16 protein-coding genes are annotated in these 17,533 nt (G+C 39.0%); 5 read left to right on the top strand and 11 right to left on the bottom strand.

Annotated features, from left to right (window positions below; all coding sequences use genetic code 11):
* Window positions 1–132 precede the first annotated feature (132 nt).
* On the bottom strand, window positions 133–2,193 hold the full coding sequence (gene dnaK / locus PN450_RS13910) for a molecular chaperone DnaK (RefSeq protein WP_271836686.1): 2,061 nt from the start codon (window positions 2,191–2,193) through the stop codon (window positions 133–135).
* Window positions 2,194–2,645: 452 nt separating this feature from the next.
* Between dnaK and PN450_RS13905 the strand changes: the two genes are divergently transcribed.
* Window positions 2,646–3,206, top strand: coding sequence for a hypothetical protein (locus PN450_RS13905; RefSeq protein WP_148763858.1), 561 nt, complete (start codon window positions 2,646–2,648; stop codon window positions 3,204–3,206).
* 180 nt (window positions 3,207–3,386) lie between these two features.
* Here PN450_RS13905 and PN450_RS13900 read toward each other — a convergent pair whose 3' ends face one another.
* The 7 genes from PN450_RS13900 to PN450_RS13870 form a co-directional block, all read right to left on the bottom strand.
* Window positions 3,387–3,611, bottom strand: a complete 225-nt coding sequence (locus PN450_RS13900) for a type II toxin-antitoxin system HicA family toxin (RefSeq protein WP_015083363.1) — start codon at window positions 3,609–3,611, stop codon at window positions 3,387–3,389.
* A 2-nt stretch (window positions 3,612–3,613) separates the two neighbouring features.
* Entirely contained in the window at window positions 3,614–3,820 is a 207-nt protein-coding gene (locus tag PN450_RS13895; RefSeq protein ID WP_137906973.1) for a type II toxin-antitoxin system HicB family antitoxin, read from the bottom strand.
* A gap of 109 nt (window positions 3,821–3,929) precedes the next feature.
* On the bottom strand, window positions 3,930–4,625 hold the full coding sequence (gene fabG / locus PN450_RS13890) for a 3-oxoacyl-ACP reductase FabG (protein ID WP_271836685.1): 696 nt from the start codon (window positions 4,623–4,625) through the stop codon (window positions 3,930–3,932).
* Between the two features lie 193 nt (window positions 4,626–4,818).
* Complete coding sequence (gene trxA, locus PN450_RS13885; protein ID WP_213713896.1) at window positions 4,819–5,136, bottom strand: thioredoxin; 318 nt, start codon at window positions 5,134–5,136, stop codon at window positions 4,819–4,821.
* A gap of 128 nt (window positions 5,137–5,264) precedes the next feature.
* Window positions 5,265–6,578 carry a dihydrolipoamide acetyltransferase family protein gene (locus PN450_RS13880; protein WP_271836684.1) on the bottom strand — a complete coding sequence of 438 codons (1,314 nt, stop codon included), beginning with the start codon at window positions 6,576–6,578 and terminating at the stop codon, window positions 5,265–5,267.
* Between the two features lie 407 nt (window positions 6,579–6,985).
* Entirely contained in the window at window positions 6,986–7,435 is a 450-nt protein-coding gene (locus tag PN450_RS13875) for a YlqD family protein (RefSeq protein WP_148763850.1), read from the bottom strand.
* A 184-nt stretch (window positions 7,436–7,619) separates the two neighbouring features.
* Window positions 7,620–9,584: an AMP-dependent synthetase/ligase gene (locus PN450_RS13870; protein ID WP_271836683.1), complete on the bottom strand. Its 1,965-nt coding sequence runs from the start codon at window positions 9,582–9,584 to the stop codon at window positions 7,620–7,622.
* Between the two features lie 227 nt (window positions 9,585–9,811).
* Here PN450_RS13870 and PN450_RS13865 point away from each other — a divergent pair, with 227 nt between their 5' ends.
* A complete protein-coding gene (locus PN450_RS13865) occupies window positions 9,812–10,048 on the top strand; it encodes a hypothetical protein (RefSeq protein WP_271836682.1) in 237 nt (78 codons plus the stop codon).
* 447 nt (window positions 10,049–10,495) lie between these two features.
* Here PN450_RS13865 and recQ read toward each other — a convergent pair whose 3' ends face one another.
* Window positions 10,496–12,685 carry a DNA helicase RecQ gene (gene recQ, locus PN450_RS13860; protein WP_271836681.1) on the bottom strand — a complete coding sequence of 730 codons (2,190 nt, stop codon included), beginning with the start codon at window positions 12,683–12,685 and terminating at the stop codon, window positions 10,496–10,498.
* A gap of 382 nt (window positions 12,686–13,067) precedes the next feature.
* Here recQ and PN450_RS13855 point away from each other — a divergent pair, with 382 nt between their 5' ends.
* The 3 genes from PN450_RS13855 (at window position 13,068) to PN450_RS13845 (ending at window position 16,095) form a co-directional block, all read left to right on the top strand.
* Entirely contained in the window at window positions 13,068–15,020 is a 1,953-nt protein-coding gene (locus PN450_RS13855) for an AAA family ATPase (RefSeq protein ID WP_271836680.1), read from the top strand.
* Entirely contained in the window at window positions 15,017–15,634 is a 618-nt protein-coding gene (locus PN450_RS13850) for an HNH endonuclease family protein (protein ID WP_271836679.1), read from the top strand. Before PN450_RS13855 ends, PN450_RS13850 begins: the two co-directional genes overlap by 4 nt.
* Before the next feature lie 176 nt (window positions 15,635–15,810).
* The gene (locus tag PN450_RS13845; RefSeq protein WP_271836688.1) at window positions 15,811–16,095 is read left to right on the top strand and encodes a DUF427 domain-containing protein; all 285 of its coding nucleotides are present in this window, start codon (window positions 15,811–15,813) and stop codon (window positions 16,093–16,095) included.
* 62 nt (window positions 16,096–16,157) lie between these two features.
* On the opposite strand, the gene PN450_RS13840 is transcribed toward PN450_RS13845, so the two are convergent.
* A complete protein-coding gene (locus PN450_RS13840) occupies window positions 16,158–16,592 on the bottom strand; it encodes a TOBE domain-containing protein (RefSeq protein ID WP_213719862.1) in 435 nt (144 codons plus the stop codon).
* Window positions 16,593–16,706: 114 nt separating this feature from the next.
* Window positions 16,707–17,480, bottom strand: a complete 774-nt coding sequence (gene hisA / locus PN450_RS13835; protein ID WP_271836687.1) for a 1-(5-phosphoribosyl)-5-[(5-phosphoribosylamino)methylideneamino]imidazole-4-carboxamide isomerase — start codon at window positions 17,478–17,480, stop codon at window positions 16,707–16,709.
* Between the last annotated feature and the right edge of the window lie 53 nt (window positions 17,481–17,533).

Genomic DNA, 17,533 nt, shown 5'->3' with positions numbered 1-17,533 from the left:
GATATGTACCTTATAACACCGAAAAGTGCTGTATGTAACGAAAAGTAAAATCGCCCAAACCCTCTTCACTCTTGCCTCTTGCCTCTTGCCTCTTGCCTAGTGCCATAACGACGATTTTCAATGCTAACCTACTTATAACCAATCATCGTCATCATCCCAGTTATCCTGATAGCTAGGGCGTTTGCTGCGAGTGGGACGAGTTTCATAATTAGGAGAACGATTTTGATTTTCCCTGCCATAGTCCCTGTTAACACCTCGGTTAGATGAATCTCGTTGGCGATAGTTATCTCTGTAAACATCCCTTGGCGGTTCTTTTTCTTTTTCACCCACAAAGATTTCCCGGATAGCACCAAATAAATCTTCATCTTCATCCTCAGCATAATACTGACGGACTTCTCTATTCAGTTCATACAGAGCATCTTGTAAATCAGCATAAGCCTGATCAATACCGCGATCTTCGTCAGCTTGTAAACTTTCTCGTAAATTCCGGCAAATATTATCAATGCGTTGACGACGGTTGCGGGCAAATTGCATTCCCATTTCCAAAGCTACTTCTCGCAGTTGTCGTTCTGCTTGTAACATTAAGGCTTCGGCGCGGGTACGTTTTTCAACTCGTTCTTTCCGTTCTCTATCAACACTGGCATATTTTTGAGCATCCTCAATCATGCGGTTAACTTCTGACTCACTTAAAGTAGAAGCGCCTTGAATAGTAATGCTTTGTTCTCTGCCAGTAGTTCGATCTAGGGCTGTTACCTGTAAAATCCCATTAGCATCAATATCAAAAGATACTTGCACTTGGGGAATACCCCTGGGTGCGGGAGGAATGCCATAGAGTTTAAACCGTCCTAATGATTTGTTATCTGTGGCCATGTCCCTTTCACCTTGGACAATATTGATTTCTACGCTATTTTGGTTATTTTCAGAAGTAGAAAAGATGTCAGAACGACGGACTGGGATAGTTGTATTGCGGGGGATGAGTTTTTTCATCACACCACCGATGGTTTCTAAGCCCATAGATAGAGGTGTGACATCTAAGAGGAGAACATCTTTAAGTTCCCCAGCCAGAATACTGCCCTGAATGGCTGCACCCACAGCAACGACTTCATCAGGATTGACGTTTTCGTTGGGTTCAATGCCAATTAAGTCTTGAACTAGCTGTTTCACCATGGGCATTCTCGTAGAACCACCAACTAATACGACTTCTTCAATATCTACAGGAGAAACTCCGGCATCTTTTAACGCCCGCTTAACTGGTGTTCTTAATCTACTCAATAAGTCTACACATAAACCTTCAAATTGCGATCGCGTCAGCCGAGTTTCTAGGTGTTTTGGACCGTCCTCCGTGGCGGTGATGAAGGGTAAATTAATATCGGTGACACTAACCGCCGAAAGTTCAATTTTCGCCTTTTCTGCGGCTTCCATTAACCGTTGCAAAGCTTGGCGATCGCGTCTTAAATCTACACCTTCTGCTTCTAAAAACTGTTCCGCTAACCAATCAACTACTTTTCGATCAAAATCATTACCACCGAGTTGAGTATCTCCACTGGTAGCTTTTACCTCAAATACGCCATCACCCACATCTAGTAGAGACACATCAAAAGTTCCCCCACCCAAATCAAACACGAGAATAGTTTCTGTGTAACCTCGATCTAATCCGTAAGCTAAAGATGCGGCTGTGGGTTCATTGAGAATGCGTAACACATCTAACCCCGCAATTCTGCCCGCGTCACGGGTAGCTTGGCGTTGGGAATCATTAAAATAAGCCGGAACAGTAATCACAGCCCCGGTAACAGGTTCACCCAAATAACGACTAGCATCATCAGCTAATTTTTTCAGCACCATAGCCGAAATTTCTTCTGGGGAAAATTCCTTATTCAGCCGGGGACAGGCAACTTTAATATTGCCAATTTCATCTTTGCGGATAGTGTAAGGAACACGCTTAGAATCCGGGTTTAATTCCCCATATTTGCGCCCAATGAAGCGTTTCACGGCAAAAAAGGTATTTTGGGGATTAAGGACGGTTTGCCGTCTGGCCATTTGCCCCACAACCCTTTCCCCTTCTTTACTAAAGCCAACGACGGAGGGGGTTGTTCGCATTCCTTCTGCATTGGCAATCACCACCGGCTTGCCACCCTCCATGACGGCGACTACTGAGTTGGTTGTACCCAAGTCGATGCCAACTACCTTGCCCATGCGTTACTCGTCTCCTGTTGCGTGTTTTGTAAATTTATTATGATATGATAATACTGCTTTTAGCTTGGTGCTAAATCAGGTCAACAATCCAATTGCAATAGTCATTAAATCAGAAATATCCAATGATAACAGCATTGCTACTTGCTACAGGATAGCATTTAGAAAGAGGTAAGAGGTAAGAGGCAAGAGGCAAGAGGCAATTAGACTTCACTTGCGATTACGATTATGGCTTCTGATGGACTGGGATCTCGTAATTATCTCGCAAACTATCATGAATTTTCACCCAAGTTCCGTCTCTGCGCCAGTTGAATTAATAAAAAAAGTGAAATGATAAGAAAAGTTAAAAATTTCAAATAAATATAGTACGTATAATTCGCAGTGTTGTGTGTGTGATATAAAGTCAATTATGGGTTTTCAGAATCCACCAAACAACTCGTCTGAATATTGCTAGTATGATGAAATTTACTCTATCTCGTCTTTTGCCTTTAGTTGTTGGTAGTGCTGCTGCTAGTGTCCTTGCTAGTATGTCTCCTGCTAAGGCGGTTGTATTAACAGTCAACAATGTGGATTACCATGTGGAATCTGTGACCAGTAATTACTTGGTTGCTGCGAATCGGCTTAAAACGCAGCGTTGGTGGCAAAACGAGAACCTTGCAAGAGCTTTTGCTGATGCCAGCAGAAACGTACCGAATTTTACGCAGGATGTAGATAAATCGACTCTCTTCGAACCTCTACGCCTGAAGTATTCTCCCTTTTTTCTTTTTACCGACTTAATGCCTCTCCCTAATAATTTACATGCTGCTGCTTTTAATTACTTCGACATTAAGGTGGAGGTTGCGGACGGTCCATCCGATGCAGTTGTAACATACGCTGTTGAAAGTGTCCCCTGGGAATTTTCCGGGGGTACCATTCCTGCGGCAGTCGGCGTTCTACTCTTGGCTGCAAGATGGAAAGCTAGAAAAAGCATAGCATCAAAAACCCGCACTGCCAACCCTGATGTAGCGGTTCCCTAGGTGGACAATTGTTGGGGTGACGCTTTGTGTTTAGACCTGACCTTGGGCGTACTGCTATTGCTAATGCCTAAACTCGTCAAAAACCGACTACCCCAACTACATTCTTCTTGTTTCTTTTTTGGTGGGTTATATCGCTTGCAAAAGCGTTTGTAGCGTTTACAAGCGATATAAACCATATATTTAAACATTGGCAATAAATTCTTCTACTGTTAACCCAGCAGTTCGTATTAGTCCGCGTAAAGTCCCTTTTGCCACTTCATGATGATCAGGAACAGACAACGTTACCATTTCACCTTCTTTGACCAAAATTATATGACTTGCGCTTTGGCGTGCAAATCGCCAGCCCAGCTTTTCAAAAGTGCGAACTACTTCTTGTCCACTCAGAACAGGTAGTTTTGATGCCATAACTATACTAAGACTTCTACTTGTTTAGTTTCAATAGTCAATGGCAAGCCAATCTCTGCCCTCACTTGTAAGCAAGCAGAAATCGCATCTTGAATATTCTCTAAAGCCTCTTCTTTTGTCGCTCCCTGACTAATGCAACCAGGAATACTAGGACATTCAATAATCCAGACACCATCTTCATCTCGATCAATCGTGACATTGAATTTCATACTAAGTTGTAGTTAAGTAATACCTGTATTTTAGCTTTGAAAATTTCGATTATTAGTCTTAATGGAAGATTACCGCAGATTCTCGAAAAAAGTCAATTGCTGGTATATTTCACAAATTGCCATAAACGGGAATTGCTGCACCACGGACATCCTTGGCTGCTTCTGAGGCTAAAAAACAAATAACTTGGGCAATAGATTCGGGTTTTACCCATTTATCAGCGATTTCTGCGGGTGTACCTATTCTGTTAGCGGGGGTATCAATGACACTGGGGAGAATGGTATTAGCAGTAATATTAGTATTTTTGGTTTCATCGGCTATCGCTTTTGTTAAGGCTATCACTCCAGCTTTGGCCGCAGAATAAGCCGCTAACTGTGCCGCAGGTTCAGCACCAGCGCGAGAACTGACGGTAACAATGCGCCCATAGCCGTTTTCTAACATACTTTTGAGGCTATATTTGCAAGTCAAAAAAGTTGTATTTAAGTTGATATCTATTTCCTGTTTCCAATCATAAAAGCTGTATTCGTGAGTTTTTCCTTTAGAAAATCCACCAACTAAATGAATTAACACATCTACTTTTGTCATGCGGCTGACAAGTTTTTCTACTGAGGCTTCATCTTCTAAATTAGCAGGAATAAAATGAATTCTGGCAAAATCCGCCGGGGAAATAATTCCTTTGAGACGCTCTACATCTTTAGGACTACGATAAGGAATAGTTACATCTGCACCTTGGGCTATAACTGCGGGTGTTACACCCAAACCTAGTCCCCCTGTGCCACCTGTAAGTAAAATTTGTTTGCCTTTCATAAACAAGATGCACTCCTATGATCTTCTTTAATTCAAGATAGCGCGGATTTTATGATCTTGATTTTGTTTCGCGCAATCTCTCTTAGAGATCCCGCAGGGTAGGCACAAAGGAGCAAAGGCGCAAAGGAAGAAATACACTGAAAGTTGCTGTTATAGAGACGCGGAATTTTGCATCTCTATTGTAAGAACCTATTTAAAGCTGTGGTTGTAGATGTTGTACTAACTGTGCGGCTTGCATAACACCTTCAATTTTATCTACGGGCTTTCCTTGTTTAAATAGTACCAAGGTTGGTAAAGCGGCAATGCCATACTGACTGGCTAATTCTGTATACTTTTCTGTGTCAATCTTCACAATCCGTAATCTATCTTTCAGTTCAAGGTTGACTTTTTCTAAAATGGGTACCATCATTTGACAAGGACCACACCAGTCAGCATAAAAGTCTACTAACACGGGTACATCTGAACCAGAAAGCATTTCTTCAAAGCTGTTGAATTGTTTTTTAGTTGCCATAATACACACCAATTTTTAATTAATCGTTTGTTTTAATGTTAGTTCTTAGAATCTGGAATTTGTATATGTTTATATTTTTTATAGAACCCCGACTTCTCCAAGAAGTCGGGAATCTGGGTATTAGTCTCTTACATTGTCAAAGATTGGGGATTGGTTTCAATCAACTTCGCTAAGTCTTGCAAGAATCCGGCAGCATCAGCGCCGTAAATAATGCGATGATCACAGGTGATTGTAACTTGCATTTGTTGACGCACACCAAATAATCCATCAGGTGTAGCAACTACTTGGGGACGTGATGCACCAATGGCTAAAATAGAACCTTGTCCGGGGGGTAAAATGGCATCAAAGGTATCTACACCAAACATTCCTAAGTTGGAGAGGGTGAAAGTACCGCTGTTATATTCTACTGGTTGTAGTTGTTTAGCTCTAGCGCGTTCTACTAAAGATTTCCAATTGCGAGATAAAGAGTAGATATCAACTGCATCTGCATTTTGTAAAACGGGTGTGATTAAACCACCATCATCCATGGCTACGGCGACAGAAACGTTAATATTAGGGTGATTGACAATTCCTTGATCTGAGTAGCTGGCATTAAGGATGGGGTGTTTTTGTAATGTTATGGCTACAGCTTTGGCTAATAGCGCGGTCATTGTCACACCTTTAGACTTAATTTGTTTGTAAAGTTTATCGAGTCCATCGGTGCTAATTGTGTAACTGACACGGAACACAGGTACAGATAAACTGGCTACCATGCCCCGAACTACGGCATTTTGTAAGGTTGTGAATGGCACTACTTGACCAGGAACGGCACTACTAACTACTGGTGTGGCGACAGGTGCAGGTGCAGTTACGGGTACAGGTGCGGCTACAGGTGCAGGTGCAGCTACAGGTGCAGGTGCGGGAGTGACAACGGGGGTAGTAACGGGTTGAACTTTACCGACTGCCACTTCTATATCTTCCGCCACAATGCGACCGTATGGACCGCTACCTGTGAGGGTATTTAAATCAACTTTGAGTTCTTTGGCTAGTTTGCGAGCGCGGGGTGAAACTACGACTCTGCCGGGTTCATGGTTAGAACCATTTTGAGATGGGGTGGCAGGGGCGGCAATTGCGGCAACGGGTACGGGTATGGGGGCAGGTGTGGAGGGGGCAGCAGCACCGTCTGCGTTGGCTAAGGACTGGGCTGTGGCTATTTCTGCTTCTGTTTCGGCTATGTAAGCGATCGCTGCGCCGACTGGGGCAGTTTCACCGGCGGGAACAATGATATGGGCAAGATATCCTTCATAGAAGGTTTCCACGTCCATATCAGCTTTATCTGATTCGACAACCACCACTGTTTCGCCTTTCTCCACTTTATCTCCAGGCGACTTGACCCAGGAGACAATTTTGCCTTCGGTCATGGTGGAACTCAGCGCCGGCATAAATACTTCGTTAATGCTCATGATATGGTGGTTTCAGAATCAATTATATATGGACTTCAATCTACGAATTTTAACAGTTTTGTGATCAAGTGGGTGATTTTTTGGAAAAATCAGATGATTGATAACTATCTGTTTTTTTGGACAAAACACAACCGATTACTTGATTGTCAGCGGTTTTGGGCAGTTGAATAGATTTTTATGAGAAGATAGTTCTTCCTTATCAATTCTATGATAACAAATTCAAAATCATTTGTCAACCCCCTCAATTATTAATTTCCCCCCCTACTAGGGTAGTGGTTAAGCGTGATAATGATTGGTGTCAACTTCATGGATGAGCTTTGATAACTGTAGAGGCAGAGCCTCTGTGATAGCATTCCCAGTCAGAGACTGGGAACGAGATATGCTAAACTTCTACTTCAGTGCTAATGTTAGATGTCTCCGCGAATTTCTTCGACAATACCGTCACGGAGGACAACTTCAACCTGCATTTTACTAATCAAATTATCACCTAGTTCAATCCGGAAAAAGCTTTCCATTTGAAATTGATTAACTTCTTGATCTAATTCCAATAATTGTACTTGCTGGAGGTTTTGCAGCATTTGGTTTTTCTGCTCTAGAAGTTCACTTTTCTTTTGACTGACTTGCAGTTGAATGTTGTCAATTTGTTGGAGTGTTTGGGGTCCTGGTGGTTGCACACTCTGTTTTTGAATGGCGCTAACTGCTCTTTGTCCTTCAACGTCTAATTGTTGCAGTTGTTGGTCAACTTGATTAATTTGACCTTGTAGTTGCTGTTGTACTTCCTCTTTCCAGAGACTAGTAACTATGGCTTTGACATTAATCGGGCGTTTTAAAAGCAATTGAGGGTTGGAAACATCCATAAAAATTGTCCGTTCACTCTTAAATAGTTTGTAGTGTGGGGGAAGTCAGGAGTCAGGAGTCAGGAGTCAGGAGTCAGGAGAAAAAAAGAAAGAAAAAAAGAAGAATTTTCTTCCCATTCCCCTCTGCGGGGCTGCTTCCCTATATCTCCATTAAGTTCTGAAAGATCATCTGCGATTTAGGGAATTATTTGGCAAACATTGCGTTGATAATATCGCAATATCGGTCCATGATAACGTGACGACGGATTTTGAGCGTTTGTGTCATGAGTCCATTTTCAATTGAGAATTGTTCCTCAATGAGTTTGAACGGTCCAACACGATCATCGGCTCGGTAGCTGGGACGGTTTTGAACTTCCCGATTTAATTCCTGACGAAACAAATCCTGGACTATTTTACTCTCTAAGTCAATTTTTTGACTATTATTTTGAGTTTCTGCCCATTTTTCTAAGGCTTCTAGGTTGGGAACAATCAAAGCGCCAATACTCCGTTGATCTTGCCCTACTAACATGATTTGGTCAATATAGGGTGATCTTAAACAAGCATCTTCTATGGGCTGGGGTTCGATGTTTTCACCGTTGGTTAAGACAATGGTGTCTTTGGCTCTACCTGTTAATACTAGGTCATTTTCAGGTGTCACCCAACCTAAATCACCGCTATCAAACCAACCTTCTGTGTCTATGGCTTTAGTTGTGGCTTCGGGATTTTGATAATAGCCCTGCATGATTTGTGGTCCTTTGAGCAGGACTAAACCCCGTTCTCCCACTGGTAGAGGTTGACGAGTCTCAGGATTGACAATTTTCACTTCTGTACCGGGAATGGGTTGTCCTGAAGAACCCCGTAAATTTCGCCAAGGACGACGAGCATTAGTTACTGGTGAGGTTTCTGTTAAACCATAACCTTGTAAAATTTCCACCCCAACAATTTCAAAGAAGTTATCTATATATGCAGGTAGCGCCCCACCACCGCTAATAACGTGCTTGATGTTGCCGCCAGTAGCTTCTCGCACTTTGGTATAAACTAATTTTTCACCGAGTGCATGGAATAATAATAAACCCAATTCTGTTATTTTGGCTTGGGAACGTTCAATAAATGAAGCGTGAATGTGATTTAAACTCAATCCCTGGCAAATACGCCGTGCTTCAATATATTTCTGGCTCGTTTCTAGTAAGAACTTGACCAAACTTTGTTTTTTGGCTGGTTGTTCGCGGAATTGCTTTTGCACTCCTTCATAAATTGATTCCCATAGTCGAGGAACAGCAATCATGTAATTGGGTTTAAATTTCTTTAAATCCCCTTTTACAGAACGCAAATTAGTGTAAATTTGGGTACAACCTTGAGAAAGTAAGAAATATTCTCCACTGCGTTCATAACTATGCCATGTGGGCAAAATACTGAGGGCAATATCTCCTTTTTTGGGTTGTACTACTGTTCCTAAGTTTTTAACTTGGTGCAGCAAATTTCTGTGAGATAGCATTACACCCTTGGGTTTTCCCGTAGTCCCGGAGGTATAAATTAGGGTTGCTAAACTTTCGCTGCTTTGTTTGGTAGCTATTAAAGTGTTGTTACTACCAATATCTAATAATTGGGAAAAGTTCACCACTGGAAAATTGCGTTCTGTGGGTGGTACTTCATCAGAAAGGAGAACTACCAGCTTAATCGGTAATTCATTTAAGCTTTCTCCTAACTTATTTAGAGTTTTGAGATCCTCAATTACTAATGCGGTACTGCCACTATGGGAAATAATATAGAGTAATTCTTCTCGTTCTGCTTGAGCGCTACGGACTGCATTTACCGCTCCAGCGGTCATTATACCTTGATCGGCAATAAACCAGCGGGGACTGTTGTCAGCAATGAGGGAAACCCGTTCACCATAGGGAAGAGTGTCGCTATTGTTTATATTGATGCCTAACTTTTGCAAACCGGCGGCAAATTGTTGAATTTGCCCTGACAACTGACTATAGGTAATTTTTACTTCTGGTTTGGAGTGGGGGTTATGCAGGGCAACAATATTACCAAATTTCCTGGCAGCTAAAGTCCAAATTTCTGGTAGTGATTCCACATTTGTATAATCTACTAAACTCTGTAATGCCAGACGTTCTCGCTCAGAAATGTTAGCCAAAAAAGAAGTTGCCGATTGGTTTTGTGTCATAAATGCTGATGTTAAATTCAATTAATAACCAACTATTTAATCTTTAGTTTACACATTAATTGATCACAATTACTGAATTATCACCGTTCCATATATAAAAATCTATGCTAAACTGATTTTATATAAACTAAATACTATGGTTGAGTCTTAGGACATTGCCATATATTTTAGTTTTAGTCAAACTGTGTTCATGTAATTTCATTTGGGGGTGATTCCCTATAGATTTGATGGATGTATTATTGCTCACCGTCATCAATGCTGGGGCTTGTTTGGCTTTGCCTAGGCTGCTATCTATGGTTTTGGTTCGTAAACCTCAACAATCTCAACCATTTGCCCTTACTCCTAGTTGCAAATCCGCCAAAATGGAAATGACCAGTTTCCCATATTGTACAGCCTACGGATTAACTGGTAGTCAATCTTGTAAATTTAGTCCGAATTTTTGTTCCCAATGTTCTCCTAATTGAAGAGAATATTAGCGAATAATAGCAATTCTCAATTATTTGTGAATATATTTATTTTCTTCTCTGCGCTATTCATACAGCACTTCCTGGTGTTATGAGGTACATATCTAGCGGGCAAGATGCCCGCACTACAAGAGTTTCATGATTCAACTTTGTCCCTCATAAGAGCGGAAACCGCTGTAATTCTCGGTAAAAACATCAATTTTCACAAATCAGACAGGATTGCTATACATAACTAGGGAATAGAAAAGTTGCAAGTATTTAATTTACTTATGCAAGTCAAAGACATTCAAAAATTCAAAAATGGTGTTTAGAATGCAAAATCAAGATGTAGTTATCACAGGGAGAGTTATTTATGAGTTTAATTGATGGTCTATTTTTAACAATATTGAATGCGGCTATTTGTTTGGTTTTACCAAAGCTGCTATCTCTGGCTTTATCTGCAAAAAACTAAAAATCAATATCATCTTTAATGGTTTTTTGTTTTTCTCTGCGCCATTTTGCTCTAACTAAACGAATTTCGTCAAAACTGTAGCTTTCACCTAGATTTTCCCGAATGGGTGTGAGGGCAATATCACCAACAATTTCTAAAACGTTCCAGATTTTCTTTTGGCGTTCTAAGGGGACTAATTTACTTAAATCTACAGGTTGTTTTTTCTCAATTAAATTGGAGATATGATTGATAATTGTGGCAGTTTTAACGTTGCGTTGTTTAGCGATGTTTTCAATACTCAAACCCTGATTATATAATTCCAATGTTGTTAATTCTGTATCAGAAGGTGAGTGAGAATGAGGTGAGGAACTAACTCGATTAATAGTCTTTTCTTGTAACCCTTGTTCTTGGCGGTATTTTTGAATTTCTGCTAAGAATCTTTCGCCATATTGAGATAATTTATGACTACCAACCCCGGAAAGATTGCCAAATTCATCTAAGGTTTTTGGTTGGCTTTGTGCCATTAATTTGAGGGTAGAATCATGGAAGATGACGTAGGGTGGTACTGCTTGTTCGTCTGCGAGTTCTTTCCTAAGCGATCGCAATTTTTGCATTAGCACTTCTACATCTGCTGCTTTGACATTTCCCTCTTCCCAAGTAATTTTCTTGGCTATAGGAACAGCAATGGAAACTGGGCGTTGTTTTCGCATTACTTCCCAACTCAAAGCATTAAGTTTTAAAATTGAATAACCGTCTGCGGTTTGTTCTATTAACCCTTGATGTAATAGTGATCTTCCTAACATTCGCCATTCATCTACTGTTTTATCTTTGCCAATTCCATAGGTAGAAAGTTGATCATGTTTATTAACAACAATTCTCTGATTTTTTGCGCCTCTTAATATATCAATAATATGTAACATTCCATATCTTTCTTTACACCTGGCCACACAAGATAGAAATTTCATGGCTTCAATTGTCCAATCTTGGACAGGTTTAGGATAAAGACAATTATCACAATTTCCACAATTTCCCGGAAATCTTTCCCCAAAATAACTTAATTGAATTGTGCGTCTACAGTCTGTCCCTTCTGCATAATCAATTACCTGTCTTAGTTGCTGTTTAGCTATTAATTGTTCTTGGGGATCTGGTTTTTGATTAATACTCCATTCAATGGTTTTAATATCACCATAATTGAAAAAAAGTGTACATTTGGAAGGTTCATCATCTCTGCCGGCTCGTCCTGATTCTTGATAATAACTTTCTAAATTTCGCGGTAAATCGGAATGCACCACAAACCGCACATCAGGTTTATTAATACCCATACCAAAGGCAACTGTGGCTACCATTACCCGCACATCATCCCGAATAAACCGAGTTTGATTTTTTGATCTTTCCTCATCACTTAAACCAGCATGATAAGGCAAAACTGAAACTTTATCATTTTGGAGTTTTAAAGTTATTTCATCAACTTTTTTGCGAGTTAAACAATAGATAATTCCTGAACCTTCATTTTCTCTAACTATTTCTAATAATTCTGCATAAGCACGATTACTTTTAGAACGGACTTCATAATGAAGATTTTGGCGGTTAAAACTAGCAATATGAATACTGGGTTGTTTTAATCCTAATTGTTCGATAATATCAGCCCTGACTCTATCTGTAGCGGTAGCAGTTAAGGCAATTGTCGGTACATCAGGATAACGTTTTCTGAGTAATCTTAATTGCCGATATTCTGGGCGGAAATCATGCCCCCATTCTGAGACACAATGGGCTTCATCTATGGCAAAGGTGGAAATTCCGACTTTTTCTTTAACTACGTCTAAAAGGGGGAGAAATCGTTCACTAACGAGGCGTTCTGGGGCGACATAAAGTAATTTTATTTTACCATTCATGATCGCTTCTTCACGGGAGCGAACTTTATAGGCATTAAGACTACTATTCAGAAATGTGGCAGAAATATTATTAGTTCGCAGTGCTTCTACTTGATCTTGCATTAAGGCTATCAATGGTGACACTACCACTGTTAAACCGGGTTTCAAAAGTGCCGGTAATTGAAAGCACAGAGATTTACCCCCACCTGTGGGCATGACTACCATTAAATCACGATTTTCTAAGGCATCTTCGATAATTTGCCGTTGTCCAGGGCGAAATTGATCATAACCAAAATGATGTTTTAAGGCTTTTTCTAAGTGGGGGTACTGAAGCATGGTAGATGGCTGTTGCGTGTCTGGGTTGTGATGAAGATATGAGAATTGTAACAATTTTGCCGTTGTCTGTGAGAATGATTGGAGGTGGTTTTGCATTCAAGCTATCAACAGCGATATGATGATATCTGAGCGATCGCACTGGCACTATTATATATTTAGATTGAATAAACGAACCACGAAGAAGCGAAGAGCGCGAAGGAAGAAGAGTTTTAGAGAGTTTTTGCGTTAGTTTTGGTAAATTGTGTTTGTTGGGTGTTTTTTTGTAATAAACTAGGTAAGCTAGTTTTAAAAATCACCCAGAGTTTTATATTTTGCTATCTTGTGAAAGGATTTAACCTGTAATTTCTTCAGATTAATTTAAAAAAGTGAACCGGATAAACTCATGTTTATTAGTATTGATCAAATCAAGGAGTCTCTTAAATATTTGGAAAAGGTAGATTCTTTTTGGGGAATCACTTTTTTAAAATTTAAGCAATTACAATTACCAGTAGGTAATACTATTGAAGTATCTCTATATTCGGAAATTAAAGATTTTTTAGAAAAAAACTATAAACTCTATAAGGACTCAACATTTTCTTATAGATGTTTCCGTTTATCAAAAAATAAAAATAGATGGATAAAACTTAACAGATATGTGAATTCTATAATAGAAGATGTTTATAGAGAGATTTATAAAGATATCCATACACCAATATTTAGAGAATCATTAATCAATAAAATAAATGAAGACAGATGGGGCTGGAAAGATAACTATATTGAAATTTTAAAATCCTGTTTATCTCAGTATGATAATCAACTGATTCCTACTTTTCATTTAGCCGTATGGCTATATCGTGAAAAAGAATGGTCATCTGAAACAACACCAGAAGATATTATTGAAAAATTTAAAGATGATTTTTTGATAAATGACCAAGAAATTAACAACTTATTTGATACTTATATTCCTGAAAATACCAACATAAGCCAGCTCTTCAAAAATAAAAAAGTGTCCTGGACAGAATTAAAAACTGTTATTGGAAAACCTCCATTTATACCACCCGAAGAAGGTGCTTTAACTTATTTAGAAATACAAGGTGTAGGGGCTGCAAAAAAACTTTGTTTTGAACCAGCAGAACGACTGAGCTTAATTACAGGTGATAATGGATTTGGTAAAACTTTTTTACTAGAATGTGCTTGGTGGGCTTTAACTGGACAGTGGGCAAATTTACCAGCATATCCAACGCAAACTGCAAGTGAAGATGAACCTGTAATTACATTTAAAATTTCTGGAGATTCTGAATCTGATACAGAGAGTATTTCTTATGACTGGCAACTTCAAAGATGGAATGAAATTAAAAATCGCTCAACTATTCCAGGCCTTTTAATTTATGCCAGAGTAGATGGTTCTTTTGCAGTATGGGACACAGCAAAACAATATTTATCAACTTCATCCCGTGTTAAAAATATTGATAAAAAACCACTTCCTTTTGTGTTTACAAAAGATGAGTTATGGAATGGTCAAAAAGATGAAAATGGCAATACTTTTATTAATGGATTATTGCAAGATTGGATTCAATGGCAAAGTAGACCAGATAAATATCCATTTGACACCTTAGTAAAAGTATTAGAACGTTTATCACCACCCTCTGAAGGTGATTTAGGAATTTTGAAACCGGGAGAACCTGTCAGACTTCCTTATGATGCTAGAGAAATTCCCACCATAGAACATCCTTATGGAACTGTTCCCATTATTCATGCTTCGGCAGGGGTACAGCGGATAATTACAATGGCTTATTTGATAGTTTGGGCTTATGAAGAACATAAAATACAATCAAAACTTATCCGCATAGAACCACAGAAGAGAATGGTTATTTTAGTAGATGAATTAGAAGCACATCTTCACCCCCAATGGCAAAGGGCTATTTTACCTGCTTTGTTAGATGTGAGAGATGATTTAGCATCTGATTTAAAAGTGCAAATTATGGTTGCTACTCATTCTCCTTTAGTTATGGCATCTGTAGAACCTAGATTTGAGGAAAGAGTTGATAAGCTATTTAGTTTAGAATTGGTGAACAGCGATTTATTCGGTAATGAAGTCCAAATTGAAGAACTTCCTTTTATTCGTCAAGGTGTGGTAGATTCTTGGTTAATGTCTGATGTTTTTAAATTGCGTCATGCGCGTTCTTTGGAAGCAGAAAAGGCTATAGAAGCAGCGAAAGTTTTACAATTATCAGATAATCCCAATTCGGAAGATGTGGCAAGAGTATCAAATGATTTGGCAAGGTATTTATCAGAAGATGATAGATTTTGGACAAGGTGGGTTTATTTTGCAGAACAGCATGGGGTAGATTTGTGATTCCTATTAAACTCCAGCCTGAACCTGATGATTTTGACGAAAAAGTTAGACAACCAGGTTTAGCTTTTTTAAGTAGAGTTACTAATCCTAAAACAAAAGAGTGGAGAGATTATTGGGTGAAATCATTGCCTGATTTATATAAAAATTATAGTTGTATTTGTTCTTATTCTGCTCAATGGATACCGAGAACTGAAGGTAGTCCAAGTGTTGATCATTTCATTCCTAAATCTGCTCAACCTGAGTTGGCTTATGAATGGGATAATTTTCGTCTTGCTAGTTTAAGAATGAATGCGAGAAAGAATGATTTTCAAGATGTTATAGATCCTTGTAAATTAAATCTAGGTGATTTTATTCTAGATTTTCCAGTTCTTTCTATATCTGCTAGTTTTAATCTTTCAGATTCATTAAAAAAACAAATTATGGATACGATTGACAGATTGAAACTCAATGATGAAATATGTAAACAGGGAAGACTTGAGTGGTTAATGCCTTATTGTGAAACTGTTTACCCTTTTGAGTATTTAAAAAAGAAAGCTCCATTTATTGCTTATGAATTAGAACGTCAAGGGTTAGTAGATATGGATAAGATAGCCAAAATTATGGGGGTGAGATAGTTTATATTTAAAAACATTGTTAGTTTTTATATGTTTAATAAAACTTAATTGATTAATGTATTATTTGTGATTTGTGAATGGAAATAAATTACAGTAGAAAAAATATTTCAGAACTTATGAGTACAAATTCTCAATTTAAATGTCACAATATAAATTGTGAACTTTTTTAAACTCAAATCATGAAAGCAATTTGGAATGGCGCTATTTTAGCCGAAAGCAATAATACCGTAGTTGTCGAAGGAAATCATTATTTCCCTGCTGACTCTATCAAGAAAGAATATTTTCAAGACAGCAGCACTCATACCACTTGTCCCTGGAAAGGAGTTGCTAGTTACTACAGTGTTGAAGTTGACGGACAAGTTAATAAAGATGCTGCTTGGTATTATCCTAGCACTAAGGAAAAAGCTAAAAATATCGAAGGTTATGTTGCTTTCTGGAAAGGTGTAAAAGTCGAGGCTTAGTAAACAAAAAGATTCCCGACTTCTTAAAGAAGTCGGGAATCTAAGTTCCAAAAACAGTATTTCTAATCTTTAGCAATCACAATATCATTAGATTTAATCACAGCATAGGCTTCTGTCCCTTCAGATAATTCTAATTCTTCAGCGGAAACTCTAGTAATCATGGAAGTTAACTCAACTTTGTGAACAATTTCTAGAGTTACTTCAGTATTTACACTTCCAGTTGTGACTCGTTTCACTACTCCTTTCAAAACATTACGCGAACTCACTTTTAATGCTTTTTTGGGACTAACAATTTCAAATTCAGGATGCTTAGTTTCTGCTTTTTCCTGTGAAGTTGATAATGATATGGACGGTGATGAATATTTATTAAGTCCCCGCACTAATTCCCGCAAAATCTCAGTTTTAGTCCGCTGGGAGTTTTGACAAAATTCCTCTAATATCTTGCGTTCTTCTTCGGATGTTTGAAATGTCACCCAACCCTGGTCTTTTCTTGGCATAAAATTACTAATTTATTGAGTAAATATAATCCTAATACAATACTAGCAATAATCAATACAATCAAGGGCGCAGACCCTGCGCCCCTACAGGTTTCTCTATATTGCTAATTCATTTTAAGCAATGCTAGAAATACCGAAATCTGGTGGTATATCTTGCAGTCTTCCCGGACCAATAGCTTGTAATCCTTCTTTGAGGATAATATCACCAGTATACAAGGCTTTACCAACTATCACACCTATTACCCCTTGGGGTTCTAAAGCTAATAAACTTAACAAATCGGTGACAGAACTTACACCACCTGAAGCAATTACGGGTATGGAAATTGCCGCTGCGAGTTCTCGTAATGCGTCTAAATTGGGTCCTTGTAATGTGCCGTCACGGTTGATATCGGTGTAAATTATGGCTGCTGCACCTAGTTCTTGCATTTGTACTGCTAGTTGAGTGGCTAATACTGTTGATGTTTCTAACCAACCACGAGTTGCAACTAAGCCGTTACGGGCATCTATGCCAATAATAATCTTTTCGGGAAATTCTTGACAGAGTTCTTGGACTAGCTGGGGTTGTTCAACGGCGACAGTTCCCAGAATTGCCCAATTTACTCCCAGATTAAATAATTGTACAACACTGGAGCGATCGCGCAATCCGCCCCCAACTTCAATGGGTATATCAAGATTATTTCTAATGGCTTCAATAGCTGCTAAGTTGACGATTTTCCCAGCTTTTGCGCCGTCTAAATCAACTAAATGTAGTCTTGTCGCGCCTTGGTCTGCCCACATTTTCGCTACTTCCAGGGGGTTTTCGCTGAATACTTGCGATCGCTCGTAGTCTCCTTTATATAGTCGCACACAGCGACCTTCTAGTAAATCAATTGCGGGGATTACTTCCATAATTGGTAATTGGTAATTGGTAATTGGTAATTGGTATTTGGTAATTGGTAATT

The organism is Dolichospermum lemmermannii CS-548, from assembly GCF_028330815.1.
In the GTDB taxonomy this organism is placed as follows: domain Bacteria; phylum Cyanobacteriota; class Cyanobacteriia; order Cyanobacteriales; family Nostocaceae; genus Dolichospermum; species Dolichospermum lemmermannii.
The sequence above is the reverse complement of the archived record's forward strand: the minus strand, read 5'-3'. Positions and strand labels throughout refer to the sequence as shown.

Excerpts from the sequence above, each read along its gene's own strand:
- dnaK (WP_271836686.1), bottom strand. The coding sequence starts at position 2,193 with ATGGGCAAGGTAGTTGGCATCGACTTGGGTACAACCAACTCAGTAGTC.
- PN450_RS13905 (WP_148763858.1), top strand. The coding sequence starts at position 2,646 with ATGATGAAATTTACTCTATCTCGTCTTTTGCCTTTAGTTGTTGGTAGT.
- PN450_RS13900 (WP_015083363.1), bottom strand. The coding sequence starts at position 3,611 with ATGGCATCAAAACTACCTGTTCTGAGTGGACAAGAAGTAGTTCGCACT.
- PN450_RS13895 (WP_137906973.1), bottom strand. The coding sequence starts at position 3,820 with ATGAAATTCAATGTCACGATTGATCGAGATGAAGATGGTGTCTGGATT.
- fabG (WP_271836685.1), bottom strand. The coding sequence starts at position 4,625 with ATGAAAGGCAAACAAATTTTACTTACAGGTGGCACAGGGGGACTAGGT.
- trxA (WP_213713896.1), bottom strand. The coding sequence starts at position 5,136 with ATGGCAACTAAAAAACAATTCAACAGCTTTGAAGAAATGCTTTCTGGT.
- PN450_RS13880 (WP_271836684.1), bottom strand. The coding sequence starts at position 6,578 with ATGAGCATTAACGAAGTATTTATGCCGGCGCTGAGTTCCACCATGACC.
- PN450_RS13875 (WP_148763850.1), bottom strand. The coding sequence starts at position 7,435 with ATGGATGTTTCCAACCCTCAATTGCTTTTAAAACGCCCGATTAATGTC.
- PN450_RS13870 (WP_271836683.1), bottom strand. The coding sequence starts at position 9,584 with ATGACACAAAACCAATCGGCAACTTCTTTTTTGGCTAACATTTCTGAG.
- PN450_RS13865 (WP_271836682.1), top strand. The coding sequence starts at position 9,812 with ATGGATGTATTATTGCTCACCGTCATCAATGCTGGGGCTTGTTTGGCT.
- recQ (WP_271836681.1), bottom strand. The coding sequence starts at position 12,685 with ATGCTTCAGTACCCCCACTTAGAAAAAGCCTTAAAACATCATTTTGGT.
- PN450_RS13855 (WP_271836680.1), top strand. The coding sequence starts at position 13,068 with ATGTTTATTAGTATTGATCAAATCAAGGAGTCTCTTAAATATTTGGAA.
- PN450_RS13840 (WP_213719862.1), bottom strand. The coding sequence starts at position 16,592 with ATGCCAAGAAAAGACCAGGGTTGGGTGACATTTCAAACATCCGAAGAA.
- hisA (WP_271836687.1), bottom strand. The coding sequence starts at position 17,480 with ATGGAAGTAATCCCCGCAATTGATTTACTAGAAGGTCGCTGTGTGCGA.